Genomic DNA, 24,829 nt, shown 5'->3' with positions numbered 1-24,829 from the left:
GTGGCCGATCACCCTCTCAGGTCGGCTACGCATCGTCGCCTTGGTGAGCCGTTACCTCACCAACTAGCTAATGCGCCGCGGGTCCATCTATAAGTGATAGATTGCTCCATCTTTCCCAGTTCGGTCATGCGACCAAGCTGCGTATCCGGTATTAGCATTCGTTTCCGAATGTTATCCCAGTCTTACAGGCAGGTTACCCACGTGTTACTCACCCGTCCGCCGCTAACCAAGCGTTTTCCGAAGAAAACGCGAGATCCGCTCGACTTGCATGTATTAGGCACGCCGCCAGCGTTCGTCCTGAGCCAGGATCAAACTCTCCAAATGGAAGTTTTCGCATCGACGCGATGTCGATAAGAAAAGCTTCATGTGTTTGACTTGCTCATTACTTTTTATCGCTTTTTCGCTTATCCCGAAGGATTTGCGAGGCAGTTATTACTCGTTGTTCAGTTTTCAAAGAGCAATCTTTTTTCTTTCGTTCCGGTGTATTTCTTGGCCGGAATAAGAATATACCATGGACAAGACTAGTAATGCAAGTGTTTTTTTAAATTAATTTCAATAAGACTCCTTTCTCCCATAATAAAGGGGATTGCGCCCGTCTATTCCTCATCAGAATAACCGAATGTACATTCCTTCAAACATTCAAATCTCTTAGCTTGCCTGTTATTTGTATTTAGCCATAATCGCAGCAACAATCTGCTTCATACGTTCAATCAGCTCGGTGGGCTCTTTAACAGTAGCTTCATCTCCTAATCCCATAAAGAACTTTGAAAAAAACGGCAGGTCAACCTTACGAACCTGTCCATCCAAACGGCCTGTGCCGTCCTCATAAATATGAAGCTTAGGCGTTGGCCACAGCTCAGATTCGCAGCGCTGAACGCCTTCTCTGCTCAAATCCACATTTATGCCGATATACTCCTCCTTTGTTTGAAAAAACGCATCTCGATTTTCAAGATGCACATCCCGCAAATCCATCGGCTTTAAATCGGATGTATCATACTCGGCCGATTTCATTCTGTCACAGCGGAACAACCGCAGCTCCGCCCGCAGAAAACAGTAAGCTGGACAATACCATAAACCGTTGCTGGCATATATGCCGATCGGTTGAATTTGCCGGCTAGATTTGCCTTCCCGCGATTCATATTCAATGAGCAATACTTTCTGATGAATAGACGCTTCCAGCAGGATGGATAAATAAGATACTTTTGATTGCCTCTCGGGTGTGAAAATATCAACACGGTATTTCATTTGATCGATGCGATCGCGGACATCGCCAGGCATATAAAAGTAAAACTTGCTGAGTGCCGAAGAGGCTTCTGTCTCAAAGGGAAGATATAAATAGTGCCTGAGGGCATGGCTTGCAAAAAATATCGCTACTGCCTCTTCCTCCGTAAAAGCGATAGGCGGTAAAATTCTTTCCTTCAGTACCTGATAGCCGCCGTGAGGCCCGACCTCGGAATATAAAGGAACGCCAAGCTCACTTAATTCCTGTAAATCTCGCAATATCGTTCGTGTTGATACTCCAAACTCATGGGCAAGCTCCCTAACGGTGAACTTCCGCATTCTATTGACTGTCATCATCAATTCGATAAGTCGCTTCGATTTAGACATCTCTATGCTCCAATTCTTTTTTATAATTATGACAACTATTGTCACTATTATAGACTACAATTGTTGTTGAGCCTAATTAAGCAATCAACATCACTACATTTGATGAACGGAGTGAACAAACATGCCTGCTGTTAACGAAGTCAAGGATTTGCTTCTTGAGGAATTGGAGCATATCGTCAAAACATCCTCGAATCTCATTCTTAAAATTTCACCGGAACACTGGGATTTCAAGCCCCATGACAATATGAGGTCATTGCTGGAGCTTGTGGAGCATCTCGTATCGGTCCCATCCTCTGATTTGCTTATTCTTCAAGAAAATAGCGAACCGGTGATTCGCAAGCTCGAAGCTGATATTGCAGCTAATCGCGACAAGGAACGTCTAATCGAATGGATGACTGCGGGATTTAATGAAGTAAAAGCGTATATGGAAGGACTCCATGAGGAAGATTTCCTTTACAAGAAAACAAAGCCCTTTTATTTGGAGCAGGGTTCAGTTCAGGCAAAATGGTTGATTGAAATTACAACTCATGCCCAGCACCACCGCGCACAGCTGTTTACTTACTTGAAAATGCAAGGCTATGCCGTCAACATGTTCGATCTGTACTAAGCAAAGCAGCATGCGCAGCACATACAAATAAGCTCTCCACTGCCAGCGGACAGTGAGAGCTTATTTTTTTGCTTCAATAAAGAGCAGGCTATGATCCTATTCCTTTACACCTGTGCTACACGCTTTTCTTTTCCCGAATAATCCCTTGATACCCCTCCGGTATCTTGATATTTACTTTAACTGATTCTGGGTAGTGAACGGAAATTTCGATAACTTGCTCTGCGAGGAGCTTCCACGATACATCGATTCGTCCTGAATCCGAAAGCGGCACGCTCCCCTTCGCCCAAGTCAATCCACATGGATTAGGCATGATGTCCACCTCGCTCCATCCGATTGCCGAACTGCGAATCCCGAGCACCTCACGCCCGAGGAAATAGGCAGGCGCAGAGGACCAGGCATGGCAATGACTTCTCGTCAGCATATTGGGGTTCGCCCGGTTCTCCGAGAAATTCGGATACATCTCCCAGCAGGTTGTAGCATCATGCTCAATCATTTGCCCGTAATTATGGCGGATGTCATCGACGATCGTTGAGACCTGCCCGGACTCCGACAAGGCTTCATAATAGAAGAAGGACATGAACGGACTGCCGATTTGCACAAAATGAGCAGGCGAATCCAGCAAATAACGCTCCATCACGCTTCTCCGCCCGCCTTGCGCAACACCAGTCAAATAAGCGACAACCTGCGTTTGCACGGAGAAGATGTCTGACCTGCGGCTATCCACATGAATACAATCGAGATAAGCGGTTTGCTCCTCTGACCATAGATGCGCATTGATAGCAGCTTGAAGGTCATCTGCCGCCTGCGCAAACTTCCGCTGCCCTTCCGCATCGCCCGAGAAGACCGCCATCTCGGAGGCGACTCGCAAGGTTTTCACCAAAAAGCAGTTCTGATGAGTTACAATGCCGTCATTCGGCTGATCAATCGGCGACCAATCGAGCAGGTTCCAGCCTTTGATCGCCAGCAGGCCATCCTCATTGATCTCCTTTAAGTAATGCTCCAGCGTAAAGCGGATATGCGGATACATTTCTTTGGCAAAGCTTAAATCCGCCGTCTGCTCCACATACTCACGGCAAGCTATCGCCCAGAAAAACGTCCAGTTCGGTATTACGCTGCTCCACCCGCTCGGAACCTGGTCGGCATACAACGGCGTTTGATCCTTTGAACCCGGCACAAGACGGAGGCAGCGCTTCACGATATCATTTACGCCGAACAAATAATTGCTGACCAGCGCCTCATTGCGGCTGTCGCCCACCCAGAATACCTGCTCATAGGCCGGGCAATCCACAAACGTATCCTCCATGCAGAGCTTCGTCGTATGACGGCTGATCTCCCAAATATCATTAAGCAGCGGATCTGAGCATTGAAACCTGCCGATTTCGGCAACAGGATAATGATTTGCCATATAATGAACGTTGATCAGCTTAACCGGTTTCACCGCATTGCGGACAGTAAGCATCAAATAACGCAGTCCTCTTCGAATAGGGGACACATACCGCTGTCTGCCTTCCTTGCAAACATAACGAAGCGTATTATCCAGTCCATACGTATCCTGACGATAATCCTCCGTCATATACTCGAATCCGTAAAAGTCTAAAATCGTTCCCGCTTCTGCCTCGACCTCGAAGGACAGATAGCCTGTAAGCTCCTTGCTGAAATCGATGACGATTTCAGTATCGAGACCCGGATAAACCGGAATAACGCCAGCCGAGGCATTTGGAATCAATGCGTTTTGCAGAGCTGTCGGAATCGTGCGGGAGATACTTTCTTTCTTCCAGATGGACAGGCCGAATACATCCGCTTCACTCACGTAGCTTTCATCTATTGAACGAATATAAGATGAATACGCTATCAAGTCATCAATTGAAGCTACCTTGTCTATCACTTCTCTATATCGTTGATCTTCAAAATCAATTTCTCTCGACTGCTGATGATCCAAATAAAAGGTGCTGTCAAAGGGACCAATCGTAATGAAAGCAGAAGCCCCCTGCTGCTCAGCCGCTTCGATTAGCGGAGCTCGAAGCTCGACTGGCACATCGCTGAAAATACCCAAATGCAGCTTGCCCGTATGCATTTGTCCGCTTACATCGATTAACAATAAATTGTCGCCTCTGCTTAGCGTAACTGCCGCATAGCGCTCAGGCAGGACACCCGTAAATCGATCCTCGCCCAGCTTAACTCCGTTCAACGATACTGAACCAACACATTCTCCGGCATTTGGGAATCCGAGAATGATTTCTGTCTCCTCACTTACACACAAAACCGTTGCCGCATACCCGGTAAACCCTACAACATTGGCATGCTCCTCGCTGCCTTCAACCATTTGATTCCGCATATCAATGGCTGTAGAGTACGTGAAGGATTGAACGCTGTTCAAGGTTAAAATGCGTGATGGATATACAGGGTACTCAGCCAAAAGAGGAATATCCCGCTCTAATAACGTCGTCCACGGCCCCGTACCGACAGGCCCTATGATCTTCGACTTCTCCCATCGCGCATCTTGATAGGCGGTTTCAATCCAGTCTTCCCCCCACAAGCCAGCATCCACATATTCGGAGAAGCCTTGCTGACAGGACATACGCGGCGAGCGTGTATGATATCCCTCATGTACGGAGGTATTCCAGGTTTCATCCGTAGCTAGAAGCGTTTTCGATTCCGTACCGGTATCGTTGCCGCTGTCTAATTGAACGAGTAAGCCGCCGCGGCCGCGTAGATAATAGAAGGTAGATACTCCAAAATGAAGCACCAGCACCGCAATCGTGTTTACTTGACCCGGCACCAGCAGATGGCCCACCTCATACACATCATAAAATTGCTCGACGGTCCACGAACGAACAGGCCCTCTTCCAACTTGCTTGCCGTTGATATAAAGAACGTAACGAGAATCCGCACTGATTCGCAAAGTCGTATTCGAAGGCGAGGTTATACCGTCAGTCGATTGATCAACAACAAAGCTTTTCCTAAAGCAGCGCCATTCATTGCGAGGGCTTACAGCTTCTCCGCCCCAAATCCAGCTCGCATTCCAATCGTTATTCACCATGTGTCATTCTGCTCCTTTTATGCCAGCTATAGTGTGCTTGCCCGTGCATTCTATCTCTTATTATAGTAAAATCAAGGTACTCATTTACCCCTATTTCGGACATTTAATCCCTGAAAAGCGACATTCAGTGAAAGGGTCGATCACATCATGCCGAGCAAGCCTACGCAGTTGCACAAGGTTGAGCAATATTTTCAAAAAAACGACGACGTTATCTTTGTAAACCGCGCCACCGAAAACTTTCAGCTTCCGCTGCATAATCATGATTTCATCGAACTCGCCTATGTAGCTGAGGGAAAAGGCTTCCATCATATCGGAGAAGAGGTTGTCCCGGTATACAAAGGCTTATTGTTTATTTTGCCTCCCGGAGTCTCGCATGTCTTCCGGCCTTCAACGCCTTCTCGAACCAGTCCTCCGTTAATTGTATATAATTGCATCTTCCTGCCGTCTCTGCTCGTCTCTCTGAAGGAATGGATTGGCGGTGAGCCGCCGATTGTCGATTTTCTCGAAAAACAGCTGACCCTGCCATCGGCGTTTCAATCCGTATTTGATTCCAACGGCCAAATCGATAGTTTGATTCGGAGCATGCTGCGCGAATATGAGCAGCCGCAAAACGGATCGCCCGCTTATCTTCAGGCGCTGCTCGTACAGCTGCTCGTATCTATCTATCGCTTGATGCGAGAAATGAACAAACCTTTATTAGAAGGAAAAGCTGCTGTCCCCTTTCAACAGATACTCAGCGAATTGGAGCTGCATGCGCACGAGAGTATGACAGTAGGACAGCTTGCTGCCCGGTGCGAATGGAGTGAGCGGCATTTCAGCCGCGTGTTCAAGCAGCATACCGGACAGTCCTTTCTCCAGTATCTTCAGCATCTGCGCATCAAAAAAAGCTGCGAGCTATTAAGAAGCTCGCAGCAGAAAATTAGCGCTATTGCGGAAGAGGTAGGTTACAAGAATATCGATGCCTTTCTCACCCATTTCAAACGAATTGCCGGTATGACGCCTCGCGAATATCGCCGGGTGATACAAGAACAGAAACAATAGCCGATTCGTCCCAGTCCCGCTCACTCTTCTCGTTTGTCCATCAGGATATGGCCTTCTTCCAGCTCAATTTCATAGAAGCCAGCCATTTCCTTATGATCAAAATCGATAGCTTTGCAGCTTCCTACTATAATAATATTTCTTATATCCGCGATATGCTCAGCAGGCAGCGAAAACACTTTGGCATAAGCATAGGCTGCTCCCAGCGTCGTATAAATGGCATTCATTATTTTGTCATTTTTCACTTTGCCCATCAGATTCAAAATAATCGAGCCTTTGGCGTTCAGCTTATCTTTGGCCAATTCGAAAAAACCCAAGGTCGTTAAATGATAAGGTGTGCCTGCCTCCGTGAAGGCGTCCAAAATAATAAAATCAAACTCACTCCGCTCCTGCTCGCATAGCAGCCGGCGCCCGTCTCCGATCCGAACATTATCCATTTGGTAATGGAAGTACGCTCTGCTTAGCTCGACTACCCTCTCGTCGATTTCCGCTACGATAAATCGTTTATCCGGGTCATTCGCGGGGATGGTTCCGATTCCGTGACCGATCATAAAAACATTTTCGAAGGCCGGATTGTTCCTCTCCATCAAGTGTATAACCGCCCTGGGATATTCCAGCACGATTCGCTTGGGGTTCTTCAAGTCAATCGCCCCCTGAATCGCATGATCCGAAAATTGCAAGAAACGATATTTCCCGATCTCCCCATATAACTGATTGGCTTCGTACACGGAAATCTCATGAGAGCCGCTGGTTGCCTTCACTAATAGCTGCAATGATTCGTTCTCCTTCTGCCCAAGTAAATATATAGCTTATCGTATCATCTTATTGAAAGAAGTAATCGACAGGCGGTCTTCCACCAGAAAAACTTCCGTTTCCGCAAAACCGCTTTGCTTATAAAAGCTTACGGCCGGGGCGTTTTGTGATCCCGTTGCAACCACAATTGTACCTCCGCTGCCCGCAAGGCCTTCTACATATTGCAGCAGCTCCTTAGCCATTCCTTTTCGGAAATGCTTCGGGTGAACCATCAAGCGATGAATATCGATGGTGCCCGCTTCCCTTATTATCGCTATGGCCCCGCATAGCTCACCGCCTAAATAATAGCCGTAGAAGGTTTCTTCGCAATCGCGCAGCGTTTCCACGGTATCTTTTAGAGGGGGCAGCTCCTCAAAACGAATCAGCTCGGCCTCTACCTTGTAAGAAGGTATTTGAATGCCAAGCACTTCCTTCGCGATGCGCGGATCAGTTATATCGATTTTTTCAATCATGATGGCAAACACGCTTCCTTCTGAGCTTATTCAGTCAATTTTGCATCCGTCCTCACTTCGCCCTCAATCGGCATGATAAGAACATACGCAAACTGTGGATTATTATAGCGGTCAATGGCAGCCAACTCCGTACTTTTTCCGGTGCTGTCTACCGTTCCGTACGACAGAATATCCGCCATTAGATTATTCATAAAATAAACGGATTCGCCAAATGCTTTCGGTTCTTGGCCCGTTTCGCCATTTTTCCCTATCGTATCCTTTTGCCATTTGACCTCGGCTATGCCATTTTCGTTGACTTCGACATAAGTCACTAAACCTCTATATTCCATTATATAACGGAGTGCTTCTCCTATCGGGAACGTGTAAATGGTCGTAAAGCCTTCCCCATAGGGTTGAATTTCTTTTCCGTAGTTTAACTCCGGAAGACCGAGTGCAGCGACGCGCGCTTTATCGAGTTCACCGCTCATAAGCGTTTTGAACTGCTCTTCACCCGTAGGTGTCCGGACAATAACTTGCTTTCCAGCGTTACTATAGGCGACCGTACCGCCAAGCCTCTCCGTTACAAAGCGGACAGGCACGTAGGTCCGCCCCCGCTTCACCGTAACCGGTGCATCTAATGCGATTTTCTTGCCATTGATATCGGCCGTTTTCAAGCCGTCCTTCAAACGCACCGTTATATTGTTAACCGGATTTTTGATGATAATGTTCTTCGTAGCCGACTCGTAGGAATAGCTAATTTTAGCAGGATCATGAAAAGCTTTCAATTGGACCATCGTTCTGCCATTCACATTTAAAACATCGTCCTGGTATAAACCGTTAATAAATATTTTGACAGGTGTCGGTGAGATAGGTGAAGCCATAACCACAGTGCCCGCACTAAGTACACCTGCTACGGTTAATGCAGCCGCCGCCGTTTTCATCCATTTTTTCATTATGAATCCCTTCCCTAATCATGGCATGTTATTGTGAATTCTCGCTTTTCCCCATGAAAAAAACCCCATTTTCTCATTTGTAGACCATCTCGGTGAGTGGAGTTCCGTGCGTAACGATTTCTCTTTCCTTTGGCTCGGAGATACGAAGGCGTTCATCCGCCTCGATGATTTGCAGCAGCTCAGCTGTTGCAGCCTGTGTAAGGGCATACCCTTGATGAGTGTCCATAACATCCATAATCATGCCATGTTCACTGCCGGGTTCAATCCAAAGATGAAAATTTTGCTTTTGCAGCTGACGCTTTACAGTAAGCTCGTAGCGGGGCGCTGTCACGTTCAATAATCCAGGCAGCGCTTCTGCCGTTTGAATGGCGCGTTCTATGATGTCCAGCTTTTCATTTTCCGAAAATACGACGGCATCGTTTCGTTCACCCGAAATTTTGGATAAGGAAATTTCTTGTGCTCCATTATTTTGAACTACGACTGACTCCTGTCCACCCGTACCCTTGATCCTCGCCGTTTCAGCAGTGCAGCCAGTGAGAAGAAGCGCTGCCAGTGCCGCTAATGCGATTGCATTCTTCAAATACCACACCAGTCCTCTCCTAATAGAACCATATATTATGGTGATACTCACGTATAAGACGTCATCCCTGACAAAAAAGTTTCGCCTCGGTTTATTTCATATCTTTCGTGTAAAGCAGGATAATCATGGGAATTACTAGAATAATAGAGTAATCTACTTTAGGAGTGAAAGCATGAGTATTACAACGTATCCGGAGTTCGTACAGCTTGTTGATCAATATAAGATTTTTCCATTTTCCGATCTGATTCCCGAGCATCCTTCGCTTACCTCCGTCGTGCCGAGCGACAGCTGGCATACCGATACCGAGCTGGACCCTTGGCTGTGGCGCGTCAAGATCGTAAAGGATGAGCATGCGGCATACGGGAAGTTTTTCGGAACCAAAGCTTCCTTCATTCATGTAGACTTGTTTCCGTTTATTCCGATGCTGCTTTCCCAAGGCAAAAGCGTAGAAGAGAGATACAGCAGCGGTTTGCTTTCTCAGGACGCTCGAAACATTTATCGAATCATTAAGGAAGCCGGCAATATCGATTCGAGGAACTTGCGCAAAGAATCCCAATTAACGGCCAAGGAACAAAAAAAGGATTACGAGCGGGCGCTCGTTGACCTTCAAAACTACGCTGATATTGTCATTACCGGCGCGCAAGAGAGTGATTTCGAGGGCGGCTGGAGCAGCATGTGCTTTGAGAGCTCTGACCATTGGCTTTATGAAACACTCAACGAAGCACCGGAAGCGCCACGCCATTTAGCAGAAGCAAAAACGGTCGCCAAAGCGGAGCTAAGCGCGGTATGTACTGAAAAAGCGCTGAAATATTTGGATAAGAAGCTGCGGTTTTCGCTTTAGATTAACTATAAAGGGAGATGCACCAGGTTAGCGCAAGCTAACGGGCATCTCCCCTTTTATGTGTTATTCGATTATTTTCTGATAGCTGGCAATATCCAATCTTCTTCCGAACTTAAAGCCAATCTCTTTGAAATGCGCACATTTCGTATAGCCGTGTCTCTCAAACAAACGGATGCTTCTTTCGTTCTCGGTGCATACGGTTGCGATCAATACGCGAAAGCCGCTTGCTCTTCCTTGTTTTTCGAGAAAAGCGATTGCCTTACTTCCAATGCCGTGACCTAGCTGTTCCGGGTCCAAATAGATCGTCACCTCGGCGGTGACATCGTAGGCTTGCTTATTTTTGTGCTGGGTGATGAGAACATACCCCTTGAACATGCCCTCGTCTAAAATAACGAAGGATTTGTATTTGGGACTTTGATGTATCACATTGTTCCTAATCTCCTCAAGGGTTAGCGGCTCCGTATGAAAAGAGATCGTTGTATGTTCAACGTAATAATTGTAGGTGCGCATAATCGCAGGCAGATGCTGTTCCTGAATTTCTTCGAAAACTAACGTATCAATCATCATGCTCTCCTTTGTGCCCTCTATGCCGTTCCATCCAACTTACCGCGTAATCGACTAATTCCTTTACCGGCATGAGCAGCGCGGCAGCATGGCCAACCGTACCTCTCCGTACTTTTCCGGTATCCCGTTCAAATGCTTCGCCCAGCTGTTCAAAATCATCCGAATTAAAATCAATGTCTTGAAAACCAGCCCATTTTCGCACGCCTTCTTCAAGTATAGGGGCATGGTTTGTCATTTCGGACTTGCCCACATACTGCGCGCGATACTCCGCCAAATGCAGGGATGTATTGCGGTTATGGCCCACGCCGAGCAGGAGTACCCAGCCCTCCGCCTCATATAGTCTAGCGATGGGAGATTGTTCACTCAGGCTGTATGCCAGGCTATGATTGGCTGTAATGCTCTCTTTTTTGGCACCCCAAGCAGCAAAGGATACTTGGGGATGGTTGCTGCGCACAACCCCGTTTTGTTTTCTAAAGCTTTCGTTTATAATCCCCATACTTCTGCACGGAGTAAGGTCCGCGGAAAAGGCCGGCATCGAATCTCTTAGGGGTTGCCACCATGACTCCCGGACGGGAGGATAGCGCCAGTGCTCCGGGTCGGATAAATCTCCCGTATGGGTCGGCATAACGAGCGTTCCGCTCTCGCCCAGACACTCTTCTATCGCCAAAATGACGGCAACCGGCCCTCCGGCAACATAACCGCCGAGCGACTTCATCGAGCTGTGCATGATGACCGTCATCTCTGGCTTGATGCCCAGCTTTTTGAAATCTTCCTTCAATGATTCGGACGTCCAAAGCTCTCCTTGAATTTCTTCCATATGTATCACACCTTCATATTCGTTCTTAATCGTTTAACCATTCATTTAACAGTTCGTTTAACCAATCATTTAAAATTTCGTTTAACAAATCATTTTATCATAAAAACCGCTGTCCTCATCCTACACTGCAGTTTGTACAATAGAATGCCATATTGAGTGAAAAGTACCGCGCTACGCTGCAGTTTGTGCAATAGAATCAGCAGCTAATGGGCTCCGACGGCGCTTATGGAGCTATCCCATTGTACAAACTGCAATCTAGCCCACCATTGGACCTCATATGTAAGGTTTCTGTTGTACAATATGCAGCGTAGACTTGAAACACGGAATGGTAGTTAATAGATTCAACTACCCGTTTAACAAATCATTTTATCATAAAAACCGCTGTCCTCATCCTACACTGCAGTTTGTGCAATAGAATGCCATATTGAGTGAAAAGTACCGCGCTACGCAGCAGTTTGTGCAATAGAATCAGCAGCTAGTGGGCTCCTACGGCGCTAATGGAGCTATCCCATTGTACAAACTGCAATCTAGCCCACCATTGTACCTCATATGTAAGGTTTCCGTTGTACAATATGCAGCGTAGACTTGAAACACGGAATGGTAGTTAAAGGATTTAACTATCTGGAGCGACAGCACGGAACACATAATGGTAGTTAATGGATTTAACTACCCGGAGCGACAGCACAGAACACATAATGGTAGTTAAGGGACTTAACAACTGGAGCGGCAGCACGGAACACGCGGTAGTTAAGGGGCTTAACTACCATGAGCGCCAGCATTGAAAAACACACAAATATGGGCTGGTATCGGCGCTCCTGCAAACCGGGGCTGCTTCTCTACACTCTACACCGCCGTTTGTACAATAGACAACTATAACAGAACTATTTTTCCATCGAGCTGATGAACGCCGCTGCTTCTTCCAAACGCTCCGTCTTCAGTACAAGCTTCTCTGTGTCGAATACGAGAAAGACAGGGAGGGCTTCGAGACTAAAAGCTTTTTTCACATCCATCACGTAGCCCGGGTTATGCTCCATCCAGCCGTAGCCCCCATTAAGAACAATACTGGCATCCTTCTCGATCTCTTCCACAGGGTAAGGCTGAGGCTTGCCTTTCTCGTAAACAACCGTCGTTTTGTAGCTGCCATTTTTGCTGGCAAGCAATCCCGCTCTCGCAAGCAGCTCTTCGTTCGGCATGGTCAAAATAATGAGCTCATCCGGCGTTTCCGTTTTCTTCTCGGTTTTCGAAGGATTGATTTGCACCTTCTGCCCTTGCTTCAAATCTTCCCAGCTCAGCTTCTCGCCTGCTTCATTGGTAATTTTCGTGCTTGGGAGCACGCGCGCCTCGTAACCCGCTCCCCAATCAGCTATATCCGGACCCGGTTCATCGCGTTTCGACCATTCCGAGATATTAAAGCCGACTATCTGCTCCTGCTCGTTCAAAGTGTCTATGAAACCGATCATTTGATCATCCCGATAATGACCGTACGGCTTATTGCTGCAGGCGGTTAGAAGCATTTCAGCAGTCAGTAAAAGGATGAACGCTGCTCTCCTCATTCGTATCATTTTCCATCTCCCCTTATTACTACTAAAAACGTTTAGCGCCCAGCATTTGTTTCAATCTCTTCTAAAAATGCAAAACATTTCGCATCCTGCGCCAATCGTTTCCTCATTTCCGCCCTTGCTATATAATAGAGGAAGTCAGCAACCGACCTAGAACAATGAAAATGCAGCAAAACCTTAAGGAGAAATCATATGGATATTATTGAAATTGTAACGGATTTAATAGACGAGGATACCGATCAGCCCAGGTATCAGTTCGACGAGGAAGCATTGCAGGAATTAATGAAAAGCATCGACGAAATCGGCCTGCTCTCCCCCATTAAAGTAAGAACGACGAGCAACGGACGATATAAAATCATTTACGGCAACCGCCGATATAAAGCTAGCAAAATGCTTGGAAAGCCGACCATCCCCTGTATTGTCTCTACCGTGACGGACGAGATGGAGATTTATTTGGAGCAGATAGCGGAAAATTTGACGCGCGAAGGCTTCTCGCCGATTGAGGAAGCCGAAGCATTCAATAAACTGCTGAATGATTCGAAATTCAGAAGCTCAACTAAATTTTTGTCCGGAAAGCTGGGCAAGCCCGAATCCTATATCAAGAACAAATGCGAGTTGTTGAAATTCAGCAATGCGGTGAAGAAGCTGATTGTCAGCGGCACAGAGATTAAGAAAGATAAGCTGACCGAGGATCAATTGCTTCCGCTGAAGGATCTGCCGATGGAGCATCGCGATCCGCTTGCCCTGATTGCAGCACGGGACGAGCTGCCTGTAAGCGACGTGAAGAAAATAGCCAAACTGTTTAAAGACAAAACCATTTCTGACAGCACCAAGGACAAGCTGCTCTTCAAAACAGGAAGCGGACTCATAGAGACCTGGTCGACCCATGAGCAGAACAAAGCAGAGCGTGCCAAACCAGCCGCTGAATCCAAACCCGCTGCCCCAAAGGTTGAGAAGCCAGCTAAGCCGGAAGCTGCCGAAACGCAGAAGCCAAGCCCGTCTGCCGCTCCAGCTACTCCCGTTGAGGATGCTCTTTATCGGCTCGCTGCCGCTCTTCCCGCTCACAGTGCGCTAACAGCGGATACACTTCAATCCGTTGCCTTAATACAAGCGGGCGGACAGGTTCCTTTTATCCAAGGCGTAAATGGATTAATCCAGCAGCTCGAGAGCCATTTGGCCGAGTGGAAAAGCGTACGCGAATTTGCAAGCAGCCGCTTGCAAACGGTCGCTTCGTCCGAATAAACGAATGACCGGTTAAAGATTCTTCGCACCAAAATAGTAAGACCAGTCCGACGCGGGCATGCCGCAGTGGACTGGTCTTTTAACGTTCATAGGCAGCTGATATGGCCTTATTATAGGAATGAGGCATGTTCATACAAGTTTACGAGCCGGCATGAAGTGTCTTGAACAAATTGACGAACCTGCTTTTCTGTAATGTACCTAGGTTCAATGCCTGGTTCTTTGGCATTATCGCCAAACCAATGGAGGATTCTTATTTTCCATTTTTCCGTCTCTTCCGCTTGGATCATTTCTAGAACTTCAAAGGATTTGGAATTCTCGAGAAGCTTCCAATACTGCGGCCTCCAAGATTCATTTTTATAAAAATTAAAATCGATTTGATCCGTATCGGAATAATACAACTGACGTGCATTTCCGATTTGCTCTTCGGTTATTTTTCTTGTGAAGTCTTGGTACACGGTTTGAGTCCAAATGAGGTCGGTTAGCACATGGGCGGCATATCCTTTTGCAAACCAGTATCTTTCAGCGTCATTACGGCAGCTCTCGATAAAAGGAAGCAACCTGCTTTGAAAAATATGCTCTACAGTCATATCCTCCTCCAAATGAAAGTGAGTCTTCCGTTTATCTTCCCTATTCGTGTTTTCCCTCATATGAATGGCATCCGGAGAAATGCTCCCCAGCAAAAAATGAGCATTCACTTCCAAATTCTTCTCTTTAAACATGGTCTCTGTGACAAACATATGTACCATCGGCAGCGGCATAAAACATAAACACACCTTTCTCATCCCTGTTCAAATACCGGTTCAACGGCCTAGTCACTTTCCGCTCGCTCTTTCGTCAAATACAAAACTAAATCATGACCAACCCGTACATAGCTGCCGGGCTCGGCCTGCTTATCCTCATACATAACTCCCCTACCGTCAGGTATGTAGCCCCTTTTCGCGTAGAGCCGCTGCGCGTTGCCGTAATCATAAAACAGCCCAACACCGATTCCGACAATTCCATGCTTATCCAACGCAATTTGTTCCACGGCATCCATCAGCGCGTTTCCGATACCGCGCCGGCGGAGCGTAGGCACAACATCGAAATTGTTAATCTCGGGTATCGCCTGTTCTGCAAAATAAGGATAGCTGGATTTGGATAAAAGATGCAGCCAACCGGCAAAGTGGCTATCGTATAAAGCGATTAGCGTAATTCGCTCACCGGTTATGTTCTGCTCCCAGCAGCGCTTTATGTACTCCAGCGGTTTTCCAATTCCGTGCGCCTCAAGAGCCTGAAAAACCAATTCAACATCCGATTGAATCATTTGACGGATTTGCATGAGATCGTTCATTTTCGTTCTCCTTCATCGGTTATTTGCTGCCACGGATGGATTGACGTATCCGGTTAACTTAACGCAATTTTAGCAAGTTCTCCTAAATCATCGATGATTCCATCTGCTACAGCAGCATCAAAAGAATCAACAGGCGAATTCCGTTTCCATACGGCTTTCATTCCTACGGCACGGCTGGCTTTGATGTCGTTATCCAGATGGTCGCCAACAAAAATAGCTTCTTCGGCTTCCACTCCGAGTCTGGACAGGGCCCGCAAAAAAATCGCCGGGTCGGGCTTTCGCAGCTCCTCCCACTCCGATATCAGCACCTCGTCAAATAAATGGTTGATGCCCAGCGACTCGAAATTATCAAATTGAAATTGTCCATAGCCGTTGGAGATTAGCGCGATCTTTAGTTCGCGGCTTTTTAGCTCTGTAAGCATACGCATTAAATTCGGAAAACCGATACAAAACCTTTTGAAGCCATTCAAATAATCACTCAAAAGCGTCTGCCATTCCAGTCCCGTGATAGAAAACTCTTCGATAAGCTGCTGGTAAACCTTGCCTTTCCAGACATATCCGTGATTATCGAGCTCGATAAAGCGCTGAACAAAAATTTCTTTTCTTACGGCTTGCAGCTGAGGAATACGATCATATTGATCGTTAACAAATAAGGCAAGTGAAGCATCCCGGTCTAACAACGTACCGTCTAAATCAAAGAGTATCGCTTTTATTGCCATCATGATCAGCCCTTTCAAGAACGACTCTACTCAGCTCTTCGGGAAGGCTAATAAGTAATACTTCTGCCCCGTGCCCGCCGTTCCTGCATCCTTCCATTTACAGCCCTCGATATAATAGCGAATATCCGTTTCTAATTCCTCTTTGCCGAATCCCGTACAAACGGTATCCCTCACGCCCATAAAACCGCCCGCTAAGTCGTCTCGTGAATTATCGTAGCGATGAATGATTTTATGGCCGTCATAGATTAGCTCCGTAATAAGGAGATCTCCCTCGTCCGTGTTGGATAGCATTCTTACCTCGCTCTCCCTCTTAGCATTTATATCATCGATAAAGCGGTCTAGTTGATTGACATTCGAGAGAGCCATGCCTGGATCCTCGGTAGTAATATCGCCTTCTTTGGATGTTTCAAGGTTTTTTTCGTTTTTCGATGCATAAATGTAGGCGCATGACAGCACCAAAACAATCGCTATTCCAATGATAACTCTCTTTACCCTCGTCCTATTCTCCATCGGCCCGCCTCCTTTTTCACATCAAAGAAATGATCAATCAGAGCATAGAGCAGTCCGGCCGACGCGAAGATCAGGACTGAGCTGCTTAGTTGAGGACCGTACCCCCGGACGAAGTAATCATCATATAGACGGTGGAAAATCCAAATGCCGCTCGCTCCCCCAGCAACGGAATAAATAACAATGCGGACAAGCAAAGAGGATACAAATTTATAAACAAGCATTGAAAAAGGCGCCACCGCAATGGGGTATACAGAAGTTGCGCCGAGAAACATCATAGCAATGAAAGCAAAGCCTAAATTGCGGAGGCCGTAATATTCGGTTGTCGTTATTTTATTGCCCTCCCATAATTCCAAGCCCCATGCCGCAGCAGTAAATAAAAGGATAAAGGGAATCCACATGATCGAATACCTGACTACGAGCAAAATAACACCGCCTTAAGGTTAGATAACCTATTAGACGGTGTTTCTTCCTATATGTTTCACTAGGCTGCTACTTCAACCACCTCGGCGCCCACCAGTTCCATTTTCCGAGCAGCATCATTAAGGACGGCACGAGTACCATTCGGACAATGGTAGCATCAATGAAGATAGCAGCTGCGATGCCGATACCCAGCTGCTTCACCCCAACTACCTCACCGAATGCGAAGGGAGCGGTAACGGCAATCATAATGGCTGCGGCTGCTGTAATAATGCTGCTTACGGATGCCAGCCCCTTACGAACAGCCTGTTCATTACTGCCCGTTCTGTCATATTCCTCTCTAATCCGCGAGAAGAGGAACACGCCGTAATCCATACTGATGCCAAATACTAAGCCAAAAATAAACACCGGAATCATAATCGCGATACTGCTCGGCTCCATACCCCATCGTCCATTGGTGAAAATCCACGACAATATACCGAAGGAAGCCCCTATGCTTAGAAGATTCAGCAGAATCGTCTTAACCGCAATCAACACGGAACGAAAGGCGAAGAAAAGGACAATAAAATTTGAAAGCAGCAAAAATAGAAGTACGTTGCCCAAGCTGCCAAAAACAAGGTCGTTAACCTCCTGCTGGTATTTCGCTTCGCCGCCCAGCGTAAAATCCAGCGGTAATGACGGCGCTCTTTGCTCCCATTCCCTCACCCACTTCATGGCTGCATCCGAGGACGGCTCGTCCGCAAGGACAACCTGCATCAGCAGCAGGTTCCCGCTAAGAAAAGGCTGGAGCTCCGCTTCGTATTTCCACTTCTGCAGCGGCCTCTGGACAATTGTCGATAACTGCTCCGGGGAGAGCTTAAGCTCCGAGAATACAGAGTTGACCTTTAGCACTTCCGGGTCACGCTGAAATCTTTCCGTTAGGGCAAAGGCTTCCGTCCAATCCGATTGTTTCAGAAACATAGCGTTTCCCTCGACGACAACCCATACCCTCGAATGGGACGGCTGCTCAAAGATGGCCGCGTAGGCTTCCGCGGCCAACCGTGAATCGTAGCTTTGAGGCAATGAGGTCTCATCAGGAATAGAAACCTTCATGCTGCTCAAAGGCAGTAAGCATAACATAAGCAAGCCTCCTGCAAACAAGCCCGTAACAGCTGGCCGTTTCATGACAAAGCGTGCAACCCTCTCCCAAAATCCAATTTGGATGGATTTTCTCTTGCTTCTGTTTACTTTATACAAAGCGGGCAGGCTTACGGCAAAAAGAGCCGGCAGCAGTGAAAAGGCCAGCAGCAGAGATACGGCAACCACGGTCATCGCGCTGAGCGCAATGGAAGAAAACATCGGCAGCGGAATCCAGATGAAGCTAAGCAGACCCAATAACACGCTGGCCGCCGATACGAAAACCGCCCTTCCCGCAGTCTTCATCGTTACCGTTAGCGCCTCGACTGGGACAGCGTTTCCTTGCAGCTCCGAGCGGAACCGGCTGACAAGCATAATCGCAAAATCAATGCTCAAAGCGAGACCTACCATCGGAATGACATTTAAGACAAAGTTAGATAATGCCAGCTTCGTACCCATTCCGTATAGGAGCCCCATCGCAATGGGCACGCCCGTCACTCCAATCGCAATAGGGAGCAGCGCTGTCGCGATTCTTCGAAATACGAACCACAAAACCAGAAATGCCAGCGGTATGCCGACAAGCTCAGCTTTAGCCAGGTCTTTATGGCTTGCTTCATTCACATCCGCTTGGATGACGGATTTTCCGGTAATCTTGATTGAAATTCCGCTATATGTCGGTAGACGCCCCTCCAGCTGCTTCAGTACGGCATTCATCCGATAAGCCGGATATGAGAAAGAAAGGAGCGCGTACGCATGGTTTTCTTCCAGCATCCCGCGCTGCTCTAGCGGAGACACCAGCTCCTTTAGCCCTTCAAGCCCTTCAACCCGCAGCAGCGCTTGCTCGATAAACCGAAGAAAACGAGACTTAGAAATGCCGTTTTCCTTCTCAAAGAGCAGCAGGACGGGAGCATTGGGGATATTGAAGTCAGCTGCCAGCACCTGCTGCACCTGCGCATAGGAGCCGCCCTGCGGATATAAGCCGTGATCCTGAACGACAGCATCCAGCTTCAATGCATAAGTGCCCATGAACAAAAGTACGGCCGCCCAGATGAAAATGATTACCTTCGGAAACCGGAAGGAAAGTAGCGCTAAGCGATGCATCCCCATAAACCTGCTCCTTCCGGCGTTGATCATGTCCCTTTATTGACGGTATGGCTTTAGTCTGGTTGCGCGTACAAGCGCCTGCGCTATTCCGGGAGCAAGCCTTGCGGCATGCGGCATCCAGCTTTCTGCATTCGGCATGCTGAACAGCCATTGCAAAAGGCCGCCCCAGCGCATCACACCAGCAAACTCCCGATTAATCAGCTTCGTGTAAGCCTGCTGCCACCCCGTCATAGACAGCTCCCCGCGCAGGAAGCGATCCACAAGCGGCGCACATAGGGCAGCCGACCGCAGCGCCATCGACATCCCATCCCCGCAAAGCGGCGGAATCATCGAAGCCGCGTCGCCGAGCAGCGGCAGCTGATCCCATGCCAGCGGCTTGCGGTTCAAATAGATCGGCGAGACAGCTGCCTGCGACCCTGATATAGGCTGCGCATGCGCCAGCTTCCGCTGCAGCTTCGGGTTACGCCTCGCCGCGGCTTGAATAATCATTAGAATCGTTTTGCCCGCATTGACAAAAGCATCCCGCTGCAGCAGCGCCGACGCATTTACCAGCCCTCCTTCGATCGGACATAACCCCAAATATCCGCCCCGAAAAAAATACAGCTCAATGACAGGCTCCATAACCAAACCCTGAAAATGGGTTTTTACCCCTATGTATGAAGGCTTGGCCGATTTTGCTTGCCGAAAGCCAGGCAGCCCCGCCCGCTGGCTCGCTCCCCATGCAGCAATAACAGTCCTTGCCTCAACCGTGCCAATCTTCCCATTCTGCTTGATATCGATGCTAAATCCATGCTTTGCGGGACGAACTGCTGTTACCGTTGTCCCCGTCTCCAGCCTCGCTCCTGCTTGCTGGGCAGCCAGGTGAATAGCGGAATCCATGGTGAAGCGGCTCAGTCCCGACGCTTTCCCGGGCAGCGGTATTTCCACCTCGGCCCCATTTTCAAAAATTAACCGTATCCGCTCTATGCTGCTGGGCCCCAATGCCTTAATAGAGTCGCTTATGCCCAGCGCTTGCAGCGTGCTTTGCGACTCCGGAGACAGAAACTCGCCGCATACTTTATGCCTTGGGAAATGCTGACGGTCAAGCAGCAGCGTGTCCCATCCCTTATCCGCGAGCGACTTCGCTATGCTGCTCCCAGCCAAGCCCGCGCCGAGTACAGCTGCGTCATGAATCGTTGTCATTCCGCTCAACTCCATCGGCTCTGTTTGCCTGCTCCTTGCTAATGACGACTGCATAACGAAACAAAGGCCTCCACTTGTAAGAAAGATCAGGAATTCCAAGCGTACGGCCAAGTTTCTGCCAATCCTTCCCGCGAAATCCTTTGGCCACCGAAAGCGGGCCGTCATTTAAGATATAACGATTGGAAGAAATCAGCCGAGTCGTCAGCCACACTGCCGTCCACGCGATCCAGTGGCGATGGATATCATTAATGACAATGCCCAGCCTCGAAGCATTCAGCATGCTTCGGACGGCAATCGGCAGCTCCTCTTCGTCAAAATGATGGAGAAACTGCGTTCCTGTCACGATATCCGAGCTTTCCCCCGGCATGCCGAACAAGTCTCCACGCTTTACCTGTACTCGCGGCTCATCCTGAAAAATGAGCCTCGCTTCCTCGCAGGCCTCCTCGGTTATATCCACGAGCCGAATCGTGAGCTCAATCCGCTGCTCATCCGCCCACTTTAACAGCTGCTTATTCACATCGCCGGAGCCGGCGCCGATATCCAAAATGGTTAAGCCTCCCGGCTTACCGGCTTGTATCCATAACTTCTTGACGCCATGCACCGTCGGTGCAGAAGCTGCAAATATTCGATTTAGCCGGCGAAGGTGCCGCAGCGCTTCCCGAAGCTCTGGGCCTCCTTCCGAAAAATCATCCATTAATTCCGCATCCGCTGCCCTATTGCGCAGCCCGCTAGACATACGCCCCATCCGCAGCCTGCTCCTGCCCCTTCTCAAGAACGGCGGGGACGTAAGCAATCTTGATCATCTCCGCCGTAAGGCCAGGACCAAAAGCCAAAGCGATGCCGCTGGCCGGTCCTGAGCCTGTCTCCTCAAGATGAAGCCTCATGGCGTTTAGCACAAAAAGAATCGTTGCCGAGGATACGTTGCCATAATCGCGCAGCACCCCAAGGCTGTGCGCCGTTTGCTCATCCGTAAGCCCGAATTTATTTTGCAAAATATCAATAATGCCCTTACCGCCCGGATGAATCGCCCACAGCTCCAACTCTTCCTCGCTGCATAGCCGCTCCACCTCGGCAGGAATAAAATCGCCGATCAGCTTCGGAATATTCGGAGAAAGATAGAGGTCAAAGCCATGATTGCCTACCTCCCATACCATCTCTTCGGCACAATCAGGCAGCAGGACAGACCGTTCCTGCCCGAGGGTGAACATAGGCTTATGGAAAGGCTTGGACGCCCCTATGACACAGGCAGATGCCCCGTCTCCAAAGAAGGAGGCGGCAAATAACGACTCTCTGTCGCCTGAAGGCTGGATATGCAGCGTACACAGCTCGACGCAAACGATTAATACATGGGCGGCGCTGTCGTTTGCCACGATTTGGCGGGATAAGCCGATGGCTTTGAGACCGGCAGCGCAGCCGAGAAAGTTAAGCGGTATACGCGTTATCACAGGTGATAACCCCAATTCGCGGATAATCGCTGCATCCATTCCGGGCAAAAACTGTCCCGTGCAGCTGACCGTTATGAGATGCGTCACGTCAGCCGGCTCAACCTCGCCATCAGACAAAGCTTGTCTCGCCGCATGCAGACCGAGCGGAACGGATTCCCGCTTATAGACGCCCATTCGTTCGGCCGTCGAAGGAGCAGCCTCGGTCGAAGCGCTTGGCAGATAGCGGCATTCGGCGGCTTCCGCCAGCAGGTTCGGCTCACAGGTATAGCGGCTTTGCACGCCGCATTGCTTAAAAATCCTTCTGCCCCAGCGGGCGGAATCCGGCTTATCGCTCAGCGCATCGACCAGTCTCCGCGCCGTATCGGCTTGATCGACCAAATAAGGCGGCACCGCGGTGCCTATTCCCAAAATCGCAATTCCCGATTGTGAATTTTTCATATCGTCATCCTTCATCCTCTCTGATAAACATGTTCGGACAAGTTTTCTGCTTATAATAAGTCTATTCCGCGCCTGTTCGTGATATGTATGCGAATTTTACAGGCATTTCCAATCATTTGTAATAAACATGAAATCTAATTTTCATCTCGTTTTAATGAAAACCGCCTATAATAAAAACAACCCCCTTTTGTAATATATATAATGAAGACCCACAGCACCGAATGCTGTGGGTCTCTTTTTGTCCAAATGGACGGTTACTTTATGCCGTAGAGCCTAGCCATATTTTTAATATGACGGGTCAGCTCTTCAATTAAATCGGAAGGCTCTATAACCGTGACAAAGCTGCTATAGCTTAAAATATTTCGAATCGCCCGCTCCGTTGAGGAATAATGAGTGATGACCGACATGGTGCCATCCGGATTATCAATCACTTTGTCATAGCCGAATTCATCTCTTACCCTGGTCTTCACCTCTGGATCAAAATTCAGCACTGTCCTCACCTTTGTAAAATTAGCCTTCCCCATGAACTGCTGTTCGACATCCTGCAGCGTATAGGGGCGTCTAACAAACGTATGAGGCAAGCTGCCCAGATTGACCATACGCGACAGCCTGAACACGCGAATGTCGGACCGGGTAAGGCAATAGCCGTATAGATACCATACATAACCTTTTAGAAAAAGCCCCATCGGCTCAATCATCCGCTCTGTTTCATTTCCCTTGTTGTCCAGATATTCAAAGCGAACCAAATGCAGTTCCTTAATCGCCTTTTGCAGCGGTTCAATCTTTTCCTTTTCATTAGGTACGGGAGTAAAGTCCAAATCTACATTCCCCGTGCCGTTTGTACTTGACGAAGCTGGCATTAAAGCGCCTATTCGCTCCAGCAGCCCATTGATATCCGAGCTGTCCGTAGCCGATTGTGCTCCCCTCAGCGCTGTAATAATGGATGAAAAATCATCAAGGAATAAGATTTGTTTGTCTATGCGGTAGCCCGACATAATCTCATACCCTCCGTCTGAGCCGGGAAACGAAACGATCGGAATGCCTGCTTGGTTGATCGATTCCATGTCCCGATAGATGGTTCGCAGGGAAACCTCGAAGCGCTCGGCCAGCTCGGTCGCACTGACGCGGGGTTGATTCAGTAATGTCATGGTAATGGAAAGCAGCCGATCCAGCTTCAGTCGAGGTTCCTCCCTGCCAAAATATTCTTAACTTTATTCCAATACTTTCTACGTTTAGCTGTCTGAATCCTTTTTCGCTGATTCTTATCGGAAGCGGCGGAAAAAAGCTTGCAGCTCGGGAGCAAGTAGATCCGGTGCGTCCAAAGCGGCAAAATGGGTGCCGCGCTCAAACTCCGACCACTGCACAATATTCGTGTTATCACGATTGGCAAAACGCTTCATGGATTTAAAATCATGGCCAAACACCGCTACTCCCGTCGCCGTCCCATTCACGTCTTGCGAAGCTTGCTCCTGATTATGGACATTCTCATAATAGAGGCGGGCGGAGGATTCTGCCGTATTGGTCAGCCAGTAAATCATCACATTCGTGAGCAGCGCATCACGGTCGATATGATCGATATGGTCGCCGAAACCATTAAACAGCTCGGCAATCCAAGCGAGCTGGCCTGTCGGGGAATCAGCAAGACCGTAAGAGAGCGTCTGCGGGCGCGTTTGCTGTATGGCGTTGAAGCCCGCGCGCTCATGGAAATTAGCTAGAAATTGTAGACGGCTTTGATCATCTTCAGACAGGTCTGCCATTTCTGCCGGATCGCCGGACGGGAAGGAGAACAATTGCAGCACTTGAATAGCGAGAAGCCCCTCCGGCTTTTGAATGCCCATCTCACGGGATACCAGGGCGCCGCAATCGCTGCCGTGGGCGCCGTATTTGTCATAGCCTAGTCGGCTCATAAGCTCTGCCCAAGCTTTAGCGATGCGGTTAATATTCCAGCCCGGCTCAAGCGCTGAGCCTGAGAACCCGAAGCCCGGAACAGAAGGAATGACGAGATGAAAGGCGTTTGCCGGATCGCCTCCGTGAGCGCGCGGATCGGTAAGCGGACCAATGAGATCCCAGAACTCTACGATCGAGCTCGGCCAGCCATGCGTAAGTATAAGCGGAAAAGCATCGGGCTCAGGTGAACGAACATGCATGAAATGAATATTAGCTCCGTCAATGGTCGTTGCGAACTGCGGGAATTCATTCAAGCGAGCTTCATGCTTGCGCCAGTCATATTCGTTTATCCAATAGTTAGTCAGCTCTTTCACATATGCGGAAGATATCCCGTATTTCCAGCCAGCTTCCTGTAACGCATCCGGCCAGCGGGTATGCTTTAAGCGATACTGCAGGTCATCTAGCTCAGTCTGCGGAATGTCGATGCGAAAGGAGCGGATTTCTGTATCTATAGCGTTAGCGGATGGTTTTGTTTTAAAGGTTGTCATTTAAATAGCCTCCTCGATTTTGGGTTGCTTCGTTGTTCTT

At 48.4% G+C, this 24,829-nt stretch carries 24 protein-coding genes and 1 rRNA gene; 4 read left to right on the top strand and 21 right to left on the bottom strand.

Annotation, left to right across the window (positions count from 1 at the left end):
* Positions 1 to 324 (bottom strand): 16S ribosomal RNA (locus tag RCO25_RS07805); the annotation flags it as partial.
* Positions 325 to 660: 336 nt separating this feature from the next.
* Positions 661 to 1,608: a helix-turn-helix transcriptional regulator gene (locus tag RCO25_RS07800; protein ID WP_308995569.1), complete on the bottom strand. Its 948-nt coding sequence runs from the start codon at positions 1,606 to 1,608 to the stop codon at positions 661 to 663.
* 121 nt (positions 1,609 to 1,729) lie between these two features.
* Between RCO25_RS07800 and RCO25_RS07795 the strand changes: the two genes are divergently transcribed.
* Entirely contained in the window at positions 1,730 to 2,215 is a 486-nt protein-coding gene (locus RCO25_RS07795) for a DinB family protein (protein ID WP_308995568.1), read from the top strand.
* A 115-nt stretch (positions 2,216 to 2,330) separates the two neighbouring features.
* Here RCO25_RS07795 and RCO25_RS07790 read toward each other — a convergent pair whose 3' ends face one another.
* Entirely contained in the window at positions 2,331 to 5,255 is a 2,925-nt protein-coding gene (locus RCO25_RS07790; RefSeq protein ID WP_308995567.1) for a family 78 glycoside hydrolase catalytic domain, read from the bottom strand.
* Between the two features lie 147 nt (positions 5,256 to 5,402).
* Between RCO25_RS07790 and RCO25_RS07785 the strand changes: the two genes are divergently transcribed.
* The gene (locus tag RCO25_RS07785) at positions 5,403 to 6,296 is read left to right on the top strand and encodes a helix-turn-helix domain-containing protein (RefSeq protein ID WP_308995566.1); all 894 of its coding nucleotides are present in this window, start codon (positions 5,403 to 5,405) and stop codon (positions 6,294 to 6,296) included.
* A gap of 20 nt (positions 6,297 to 6,316) precedes the next feature.
* On the opposite strand, the gene RCO25_RS07780 is transcribed toward RCO25_RS07785, so the two are convergent.
* From RCO25_RS07780 to RCO25_RS07765, 4 genes are all read right to left on the bottom strand, one after another.
* Entirely contained in the window at positions 6,317 to 7,066 is a 750-nt protein-coding gene (locus tag RCO25_RS07780; RefSeq protein ID WP_308995565.1) for a spermidine synthase, read from the bottom strand.
* A gap of 36 nt (positions 7,067 to 7,102) precedes the next feature.
* The gene (locus RCO25_RS07775) at positions 7,103 to 7,558 is read right to left on the bottom strand and encodes a GNAT family N-acetyltransferase (RefSeq protein WP_308995564.1); all 456 of its coding nucleotides are present in this window, start codon (positions 7,556 to 7,558) and stop codon (positions 7,103 to 7,105) included.
* Positions 7,559 to 7,584: 26 nt separating this feature from the next.
* Positions 7,585 to 8,490 carry a copper amine oxidase N-terminal domain-containing protein gene (locus RCO25_RS07770; RefSeq protein WP_308995563.1) on the bottom strand — a complete coding sequence of 302 codons (906 nt, stop codon included), beginning with the start codon at positions 8,488 to 8,490 and terminating at the stop codon, positions 7,585 to 7,587.
* Between the two features lie 73 nt (positions 8,491 to 8,563).
* On the bottom strand, positions 8,564 to 9,079 hold the full coding sequence (locus RCO25_RS07765; protein ID WP_308995562.1) for a YhfM domain-containing protein: 516 nt from the start codon (positions 9,077 to 9,079) through the stop codon (positions 8,564 to 8,566).
* Positions 9,080 to 9,242: 163 nt separating this feature from the next.
* On the opposite strand from RCO25_RS07765, the gene RCO25_RS07760 reads away from it, so the two are divergent.
* Positions 9,243 to 9,911, top strand: coding sequence for an AlkZ-related protein (locus RCO25_RS07760; RefSeq protein ID WP_308995561.1), 669 nt, complete (start codon positions 9,243 to 9,245; stop codon positions 9,909 to 9,911).
* A gap of 63 nt (positions 9,912 to 9,974) precedes the next feature.
* Here the strand turns inward: RCO25_RS07760 and RCO25_RS07755 are convergent, their stop codons facing one another.
* From RCO25_RS07755 to RCO25_RS07745, 3 genes are all read right to left on the bottom strand, one after another.
* Positions 9,975 to 10,478, bottom strand: a complete 504-nt coding sequence (locus RCO25_RS07755; RefSeq protein WP_308995560.1) for a GNAT family N-acetyltransferase — start codon at positions 10,476 to 10,478, stop codon at positions 9,975 to 9,977.
* Positions 10,468 to 11,292, bottom strand: coding sequence for an AAC(3) family N-acetyltransferase (locus RCO25_RS07750; protein ID WP_308995559.1), 825 nt, complete (start codon positions 11,290 to 11,292; stop codon positions 10,468 to 10,470). The genes RCO25_RS07755 and RCO25_RS07750 overlap by 11 nt, the downstream gene beginning before the upstream one ends.
* A gap of 881 nt (positions 11,293 to 12,173) precedes the next feature.
* A complete protein-coding gene (locus RCO25_RS07745) occupies positions 12,174 to 12,854 on the bottom strand; it encodes a hypothetical protein (protein WP_308995558.1) in 681 nt (226 codons plus the stop codon).
* 189 nt (positions 12,855 to 13,043) lie between these two features.
* Between RCO25_RS07745 and RCO25_RS07740 the strand changes: the two genes are divergently transcribed.
* Positions 13,044 to 14,093 carry a ParB/RepB/Spo0J family partition protein gene (locus RCO25_RS07740; RefSeq protein ID WP_308995557.1) on the top strand — a complete coding sequence of 350 codons (1,050 nt, stop codon included), beginning with the start codon at positions 13,044 to 13,046 and terminating at the stop codon, positions 14,091 to 14,093.
* Positions 14,094 to 14,203: 110 nt separating this feature from the next.
* On the opposite strand, the gene RCO25_RS07735 is transcribed toward RCO25_RS07740, so the two are convergent.
* From RCO25_RS07735 to RCO25_RS07685, 11 genes are all read right to left on the bottom strand, one after another.
* Positions 14,204 to 14,851 carry a zinc dependent phospholipase C family protein gene (locus RCO25_RS07735; RefSeq protein ID WP_308995556.1) on the bottom strand — a complete coding sequence of 216 codons (648 nt, stop codon included), beginning with the start codon at positions 14,849 to 14,851 and terminating at the stop codon, positions 14,204 to 14,206.
* Between the two features lie 50 nt (positions 14,852 to 14,901).
* Entirely contained in the window at positions 14,902 to 15,423 is a 522-nt protein-coding gene (locus RCO25_RS07730) for a GNAT family N-acetyltransferase (RefSeq protein WP_308995555.1), read from the bottom strand.
* A gap of 53 nt (positions 15,424 to 15,476) precedes the next feature.
* Positions 15,477 to 16,142 carry an HAD family hydrolase gene (locus RCO25_RS07725; RefSeq protein ID WP_374992077.1) on the bottom strand — a complete coding sequence of 222 codons (666 nt, stop codon included), beginning with the start codon at positions 16,140 to 16,142 and terminating at the stop codon, positions 15,477 to 15,479.
* A gap of 30 nt (positions 16,143 to 16,172) precedes the next feature.
* Entirely contained in the window at positions 16,173 to 16,652 is a 480-nt protein-coding gene (locus RCO25_RS07720) for a DUF4362 domain-containing protein (protein WP_308995553.1), read from the bottom strand.
* Positions 16,631 to 17,074 (bottom strand): hypothetical protein, encoded by a 444-nt coding sequence (locus RCO25_RS07715; protein ID WP_308995552.1) that lies wholly within the window; start codon positions 17,072 to 17,074, stop codon positions 16,631 to 16,633. Before RCO25_RS07715 ends, RCO25_RS07720 begins: the two co-directional genes overlap by 22 nt.
* 67 nt (positions 17,075 to 17,141) lie before the next feature.
* Positions 17,142 to 19,292: an MMPL family transporter gene (locus RCO25_RS07710; protein WP_308995551.1), complete on the bottom strand. Its 2,151-nt coding sequence runs from the start codon at positions 19,290 to 19,292 to the stop codon at positions 17,142 to 17,144.
* 33 nt (positions 19,293 to 19,325) lie between these two features.
* Entirely contained in the window at positions 19,326 to 20,471 is a 1,146-nt protein-coding gene (locus tag RCO25_RS07705) for an NAD(P)/FAD-dependent oxidoreductase (protein WP_308995550.1), read from the bottom strand.
* Positions 20,455 to 21,207: a methyltransferase domain-containing protein gene (locus RCO25_RS07700; protein WP_308995579.1), complete on the bottom strand. Its 753-nt coding sequence runs from the start codon at positions 21,205 to 21,207 to the stop codon at positions 20,455 to 20,457. Before RCO25_RS07700 ends, RCO25_RS07705 begins: the two co-directional genes overlap by 17 nt.
* Positions 21,200 to 22,354: a type III polyketide synthase gene (locus RCO25_RS07695; RefSeq protein ID WP_308995549.1), complete on the bottom strand. Its 1,155-nt coding sequence runs from the start codon at positions 22,352 to 22,354 to the stop codon at positions 21,200 to 21,202. The genes RCO25_RS07700 and RCO25_RS07695 overlap by 8 nt, the downstream gene beginning before the upstream one ends.
* A gap of 254 nt (positions 22,355 to 22,608) precedes the next feature.
* Positions 22,609 to 23,517: a helix-turn-helix transcriptional regulator gene (locus RCO25_RS07690; RefSeq protein WP_308995578.1), complete on the bottom strand. Its 909-nt coding sequence runs from the start codon at positions 23,515 to 23,517 to the stop codon at positions 22,609 to 22,611.
* Between the two features lie 99 nt (positions 23,518 to 23,616).
* Positions 23,617 to 24,789, bottom strand: a complete 1,173-nt coding sequence (locus RCO25_RS07685; RefSeq protein WP_308995548.1) for an epoxide hydrolase family protein — start codon at positions 24,787 to 24,789, stop codon at positions 23,617 to 23,619.
* Positions 24,790 to 24,829 lie beyond the last annotated feature (40 nt).

The sequence above is a fragment of the Paenibacillus sp. LHD-38 genome, assembly GCF_031157315.1.
Classification (GTDB): Bacteria; Bacillota; Bacilli; order Paenibacillales; family Paenibacillaceae; genus Pristimantibacillus.
Note: the sequence above shows the minus strand (reverse complement) of the source record. Positions and strands in the feature narration are given on the sequence as shown.

Bases quoted from the DNA above. Each gene is read 5' to 3' on its own strand.
- RCO25_RS07800 (WP_308995569.1), bottom strand. From the start codon at position 1,608: ATGTCTAAATCGAAGCGACTTATCGAATTGATGATGACAGTCAATAGA.
- RCO25_RS07795 (WP_308995568.1), top strand. From the start codon at position 1,730: ATGCCTGCTGTTAACGAAGTCAAGGATTTGCTTCTTGAGGAATTGGAG.
- RCO25_RS07790 (WP_308995567.1), bottom strand. From the start codon at position 5,255: ATGGTGAATAACGATTGGAATGCGAGCTGGATTTGGGGCGGAGAAGCT.
- RCO25_RS07785 (WP_308995566.1), top strand. From the start codon at position 5,403: ATGCCGAGCAAGCCTACGCAGTTGCACAAGGTTGAGCAATATTTTCAA.
- RCO25_RS07775 (WP_308995564.1), bottom strand. From the start codon at position 7,558: ATGATTGAAAAAATCGATATAACTGATCCGCGCATCGCGAAGGAAGTG.
- RCO25_RS07770 (WP_308995563.1), bottom strand. From the start codon at position 8,490: ATGAAAAAATGGATGAAAACGGCGGCGGCTGCATTAACCGTAGCAGGT.
- RCO25_RS07760 (WP_308995561.1), top strand. From the start codon at position 9,243: ATGAGTATTACAACGTATCCGGAGTTCGTACAGCTTGTTGATCAATAT.
- RCO25_RS07755 (WP_308995560.1), bottom strand. From the start codon at position 10,478: ATGATGATTGATACGTTAGTTTTCGAAGAAATTCAGGAACAGCATCTG.
- RCO25_RS07750 (WP_308995559.1), bottom strand. From the start codon at position 11,292: ATGGAAGAAATTCAAGGAGAGCTTTGGACGTCCGAATCATTGAAGGAA.
- RCO25_RS07745 (WP_308995558.1), bottom strand. From the start codon at position 12,854: ATGATACGAATGAGGAGAGCAGCGTTCATCCTTTTACTGACTGCTGAA.
- RCO25_RS07740 (WP_308995557.1), top strand. From the start codon at position 13,044: ATGGATATTATTGAAATTGTAACGGATTTAATAGACGAGGATACCGAT.
- RCO25_RS07735 (WP_308995556.1), bottom strand. From the start codon at position 14,851: ATGCCGCTGCCGATGGTACATATGTTTGTCACAGAGACCATGTTTAAA.
- RCO25_RS07730 (WP_308995555.1), bottom strand. From the start codon at position 15,423: ATGAACGATCTCATGCAAATCCGTCAAATGATTCAATCGGATGTTGAA.
- RCO25_RS07725 (WP_374992077.1), bottom strand. From the start codon at position 16,142: ATGGCAATAAAAGCGATACTCTTTGATTTAGACGGTACGTTGTTAGAC.
- RCO25_RS07720 (WP_308995553.1), bottom strand. From the start codon at position 16,652: ATGGAGAATAGGACGAGGGTAAAGAGAGTTATCATTGGAATAGCGATT.
- RCO25_RS07710 (WP_308995551.1), bottom strand. From the start codon at position 19,292: ATGGGGATGCATCGCTTAGCGCTACTTTCCTTCCGGTTTCCGAAGGTA.
- RCO25_RS07705 (WP_308995550.1), bottom strand. From the start codon at position 20,471: ATGACAACGATTCATGACGCAGCTGTACTCGGCGCGGGCTTGGCTGGG.
- RCO25_RS07700 (WP_308995579.1), bottom strand. From the start codon at position 21,207: ATGTCTAGCGGGCTGCGCAATAGGGCAGCGGATGCGGAATTAATGGAT.
- RCO25_RS07695 (WP_308995549.1), bottom strand. From the start codon at position 22,354: ATGAAAAATTCACAATCGGGAATTGCGATTTTGGGAATAGGCACCGCG.
- RCO25_RS07685 (WP_308995548.1), bottom strand. From the start codon at position 24,789: ATGACAACCTTTAAAACAAAACCATCCGCTAACGCTATAGATACAGAA.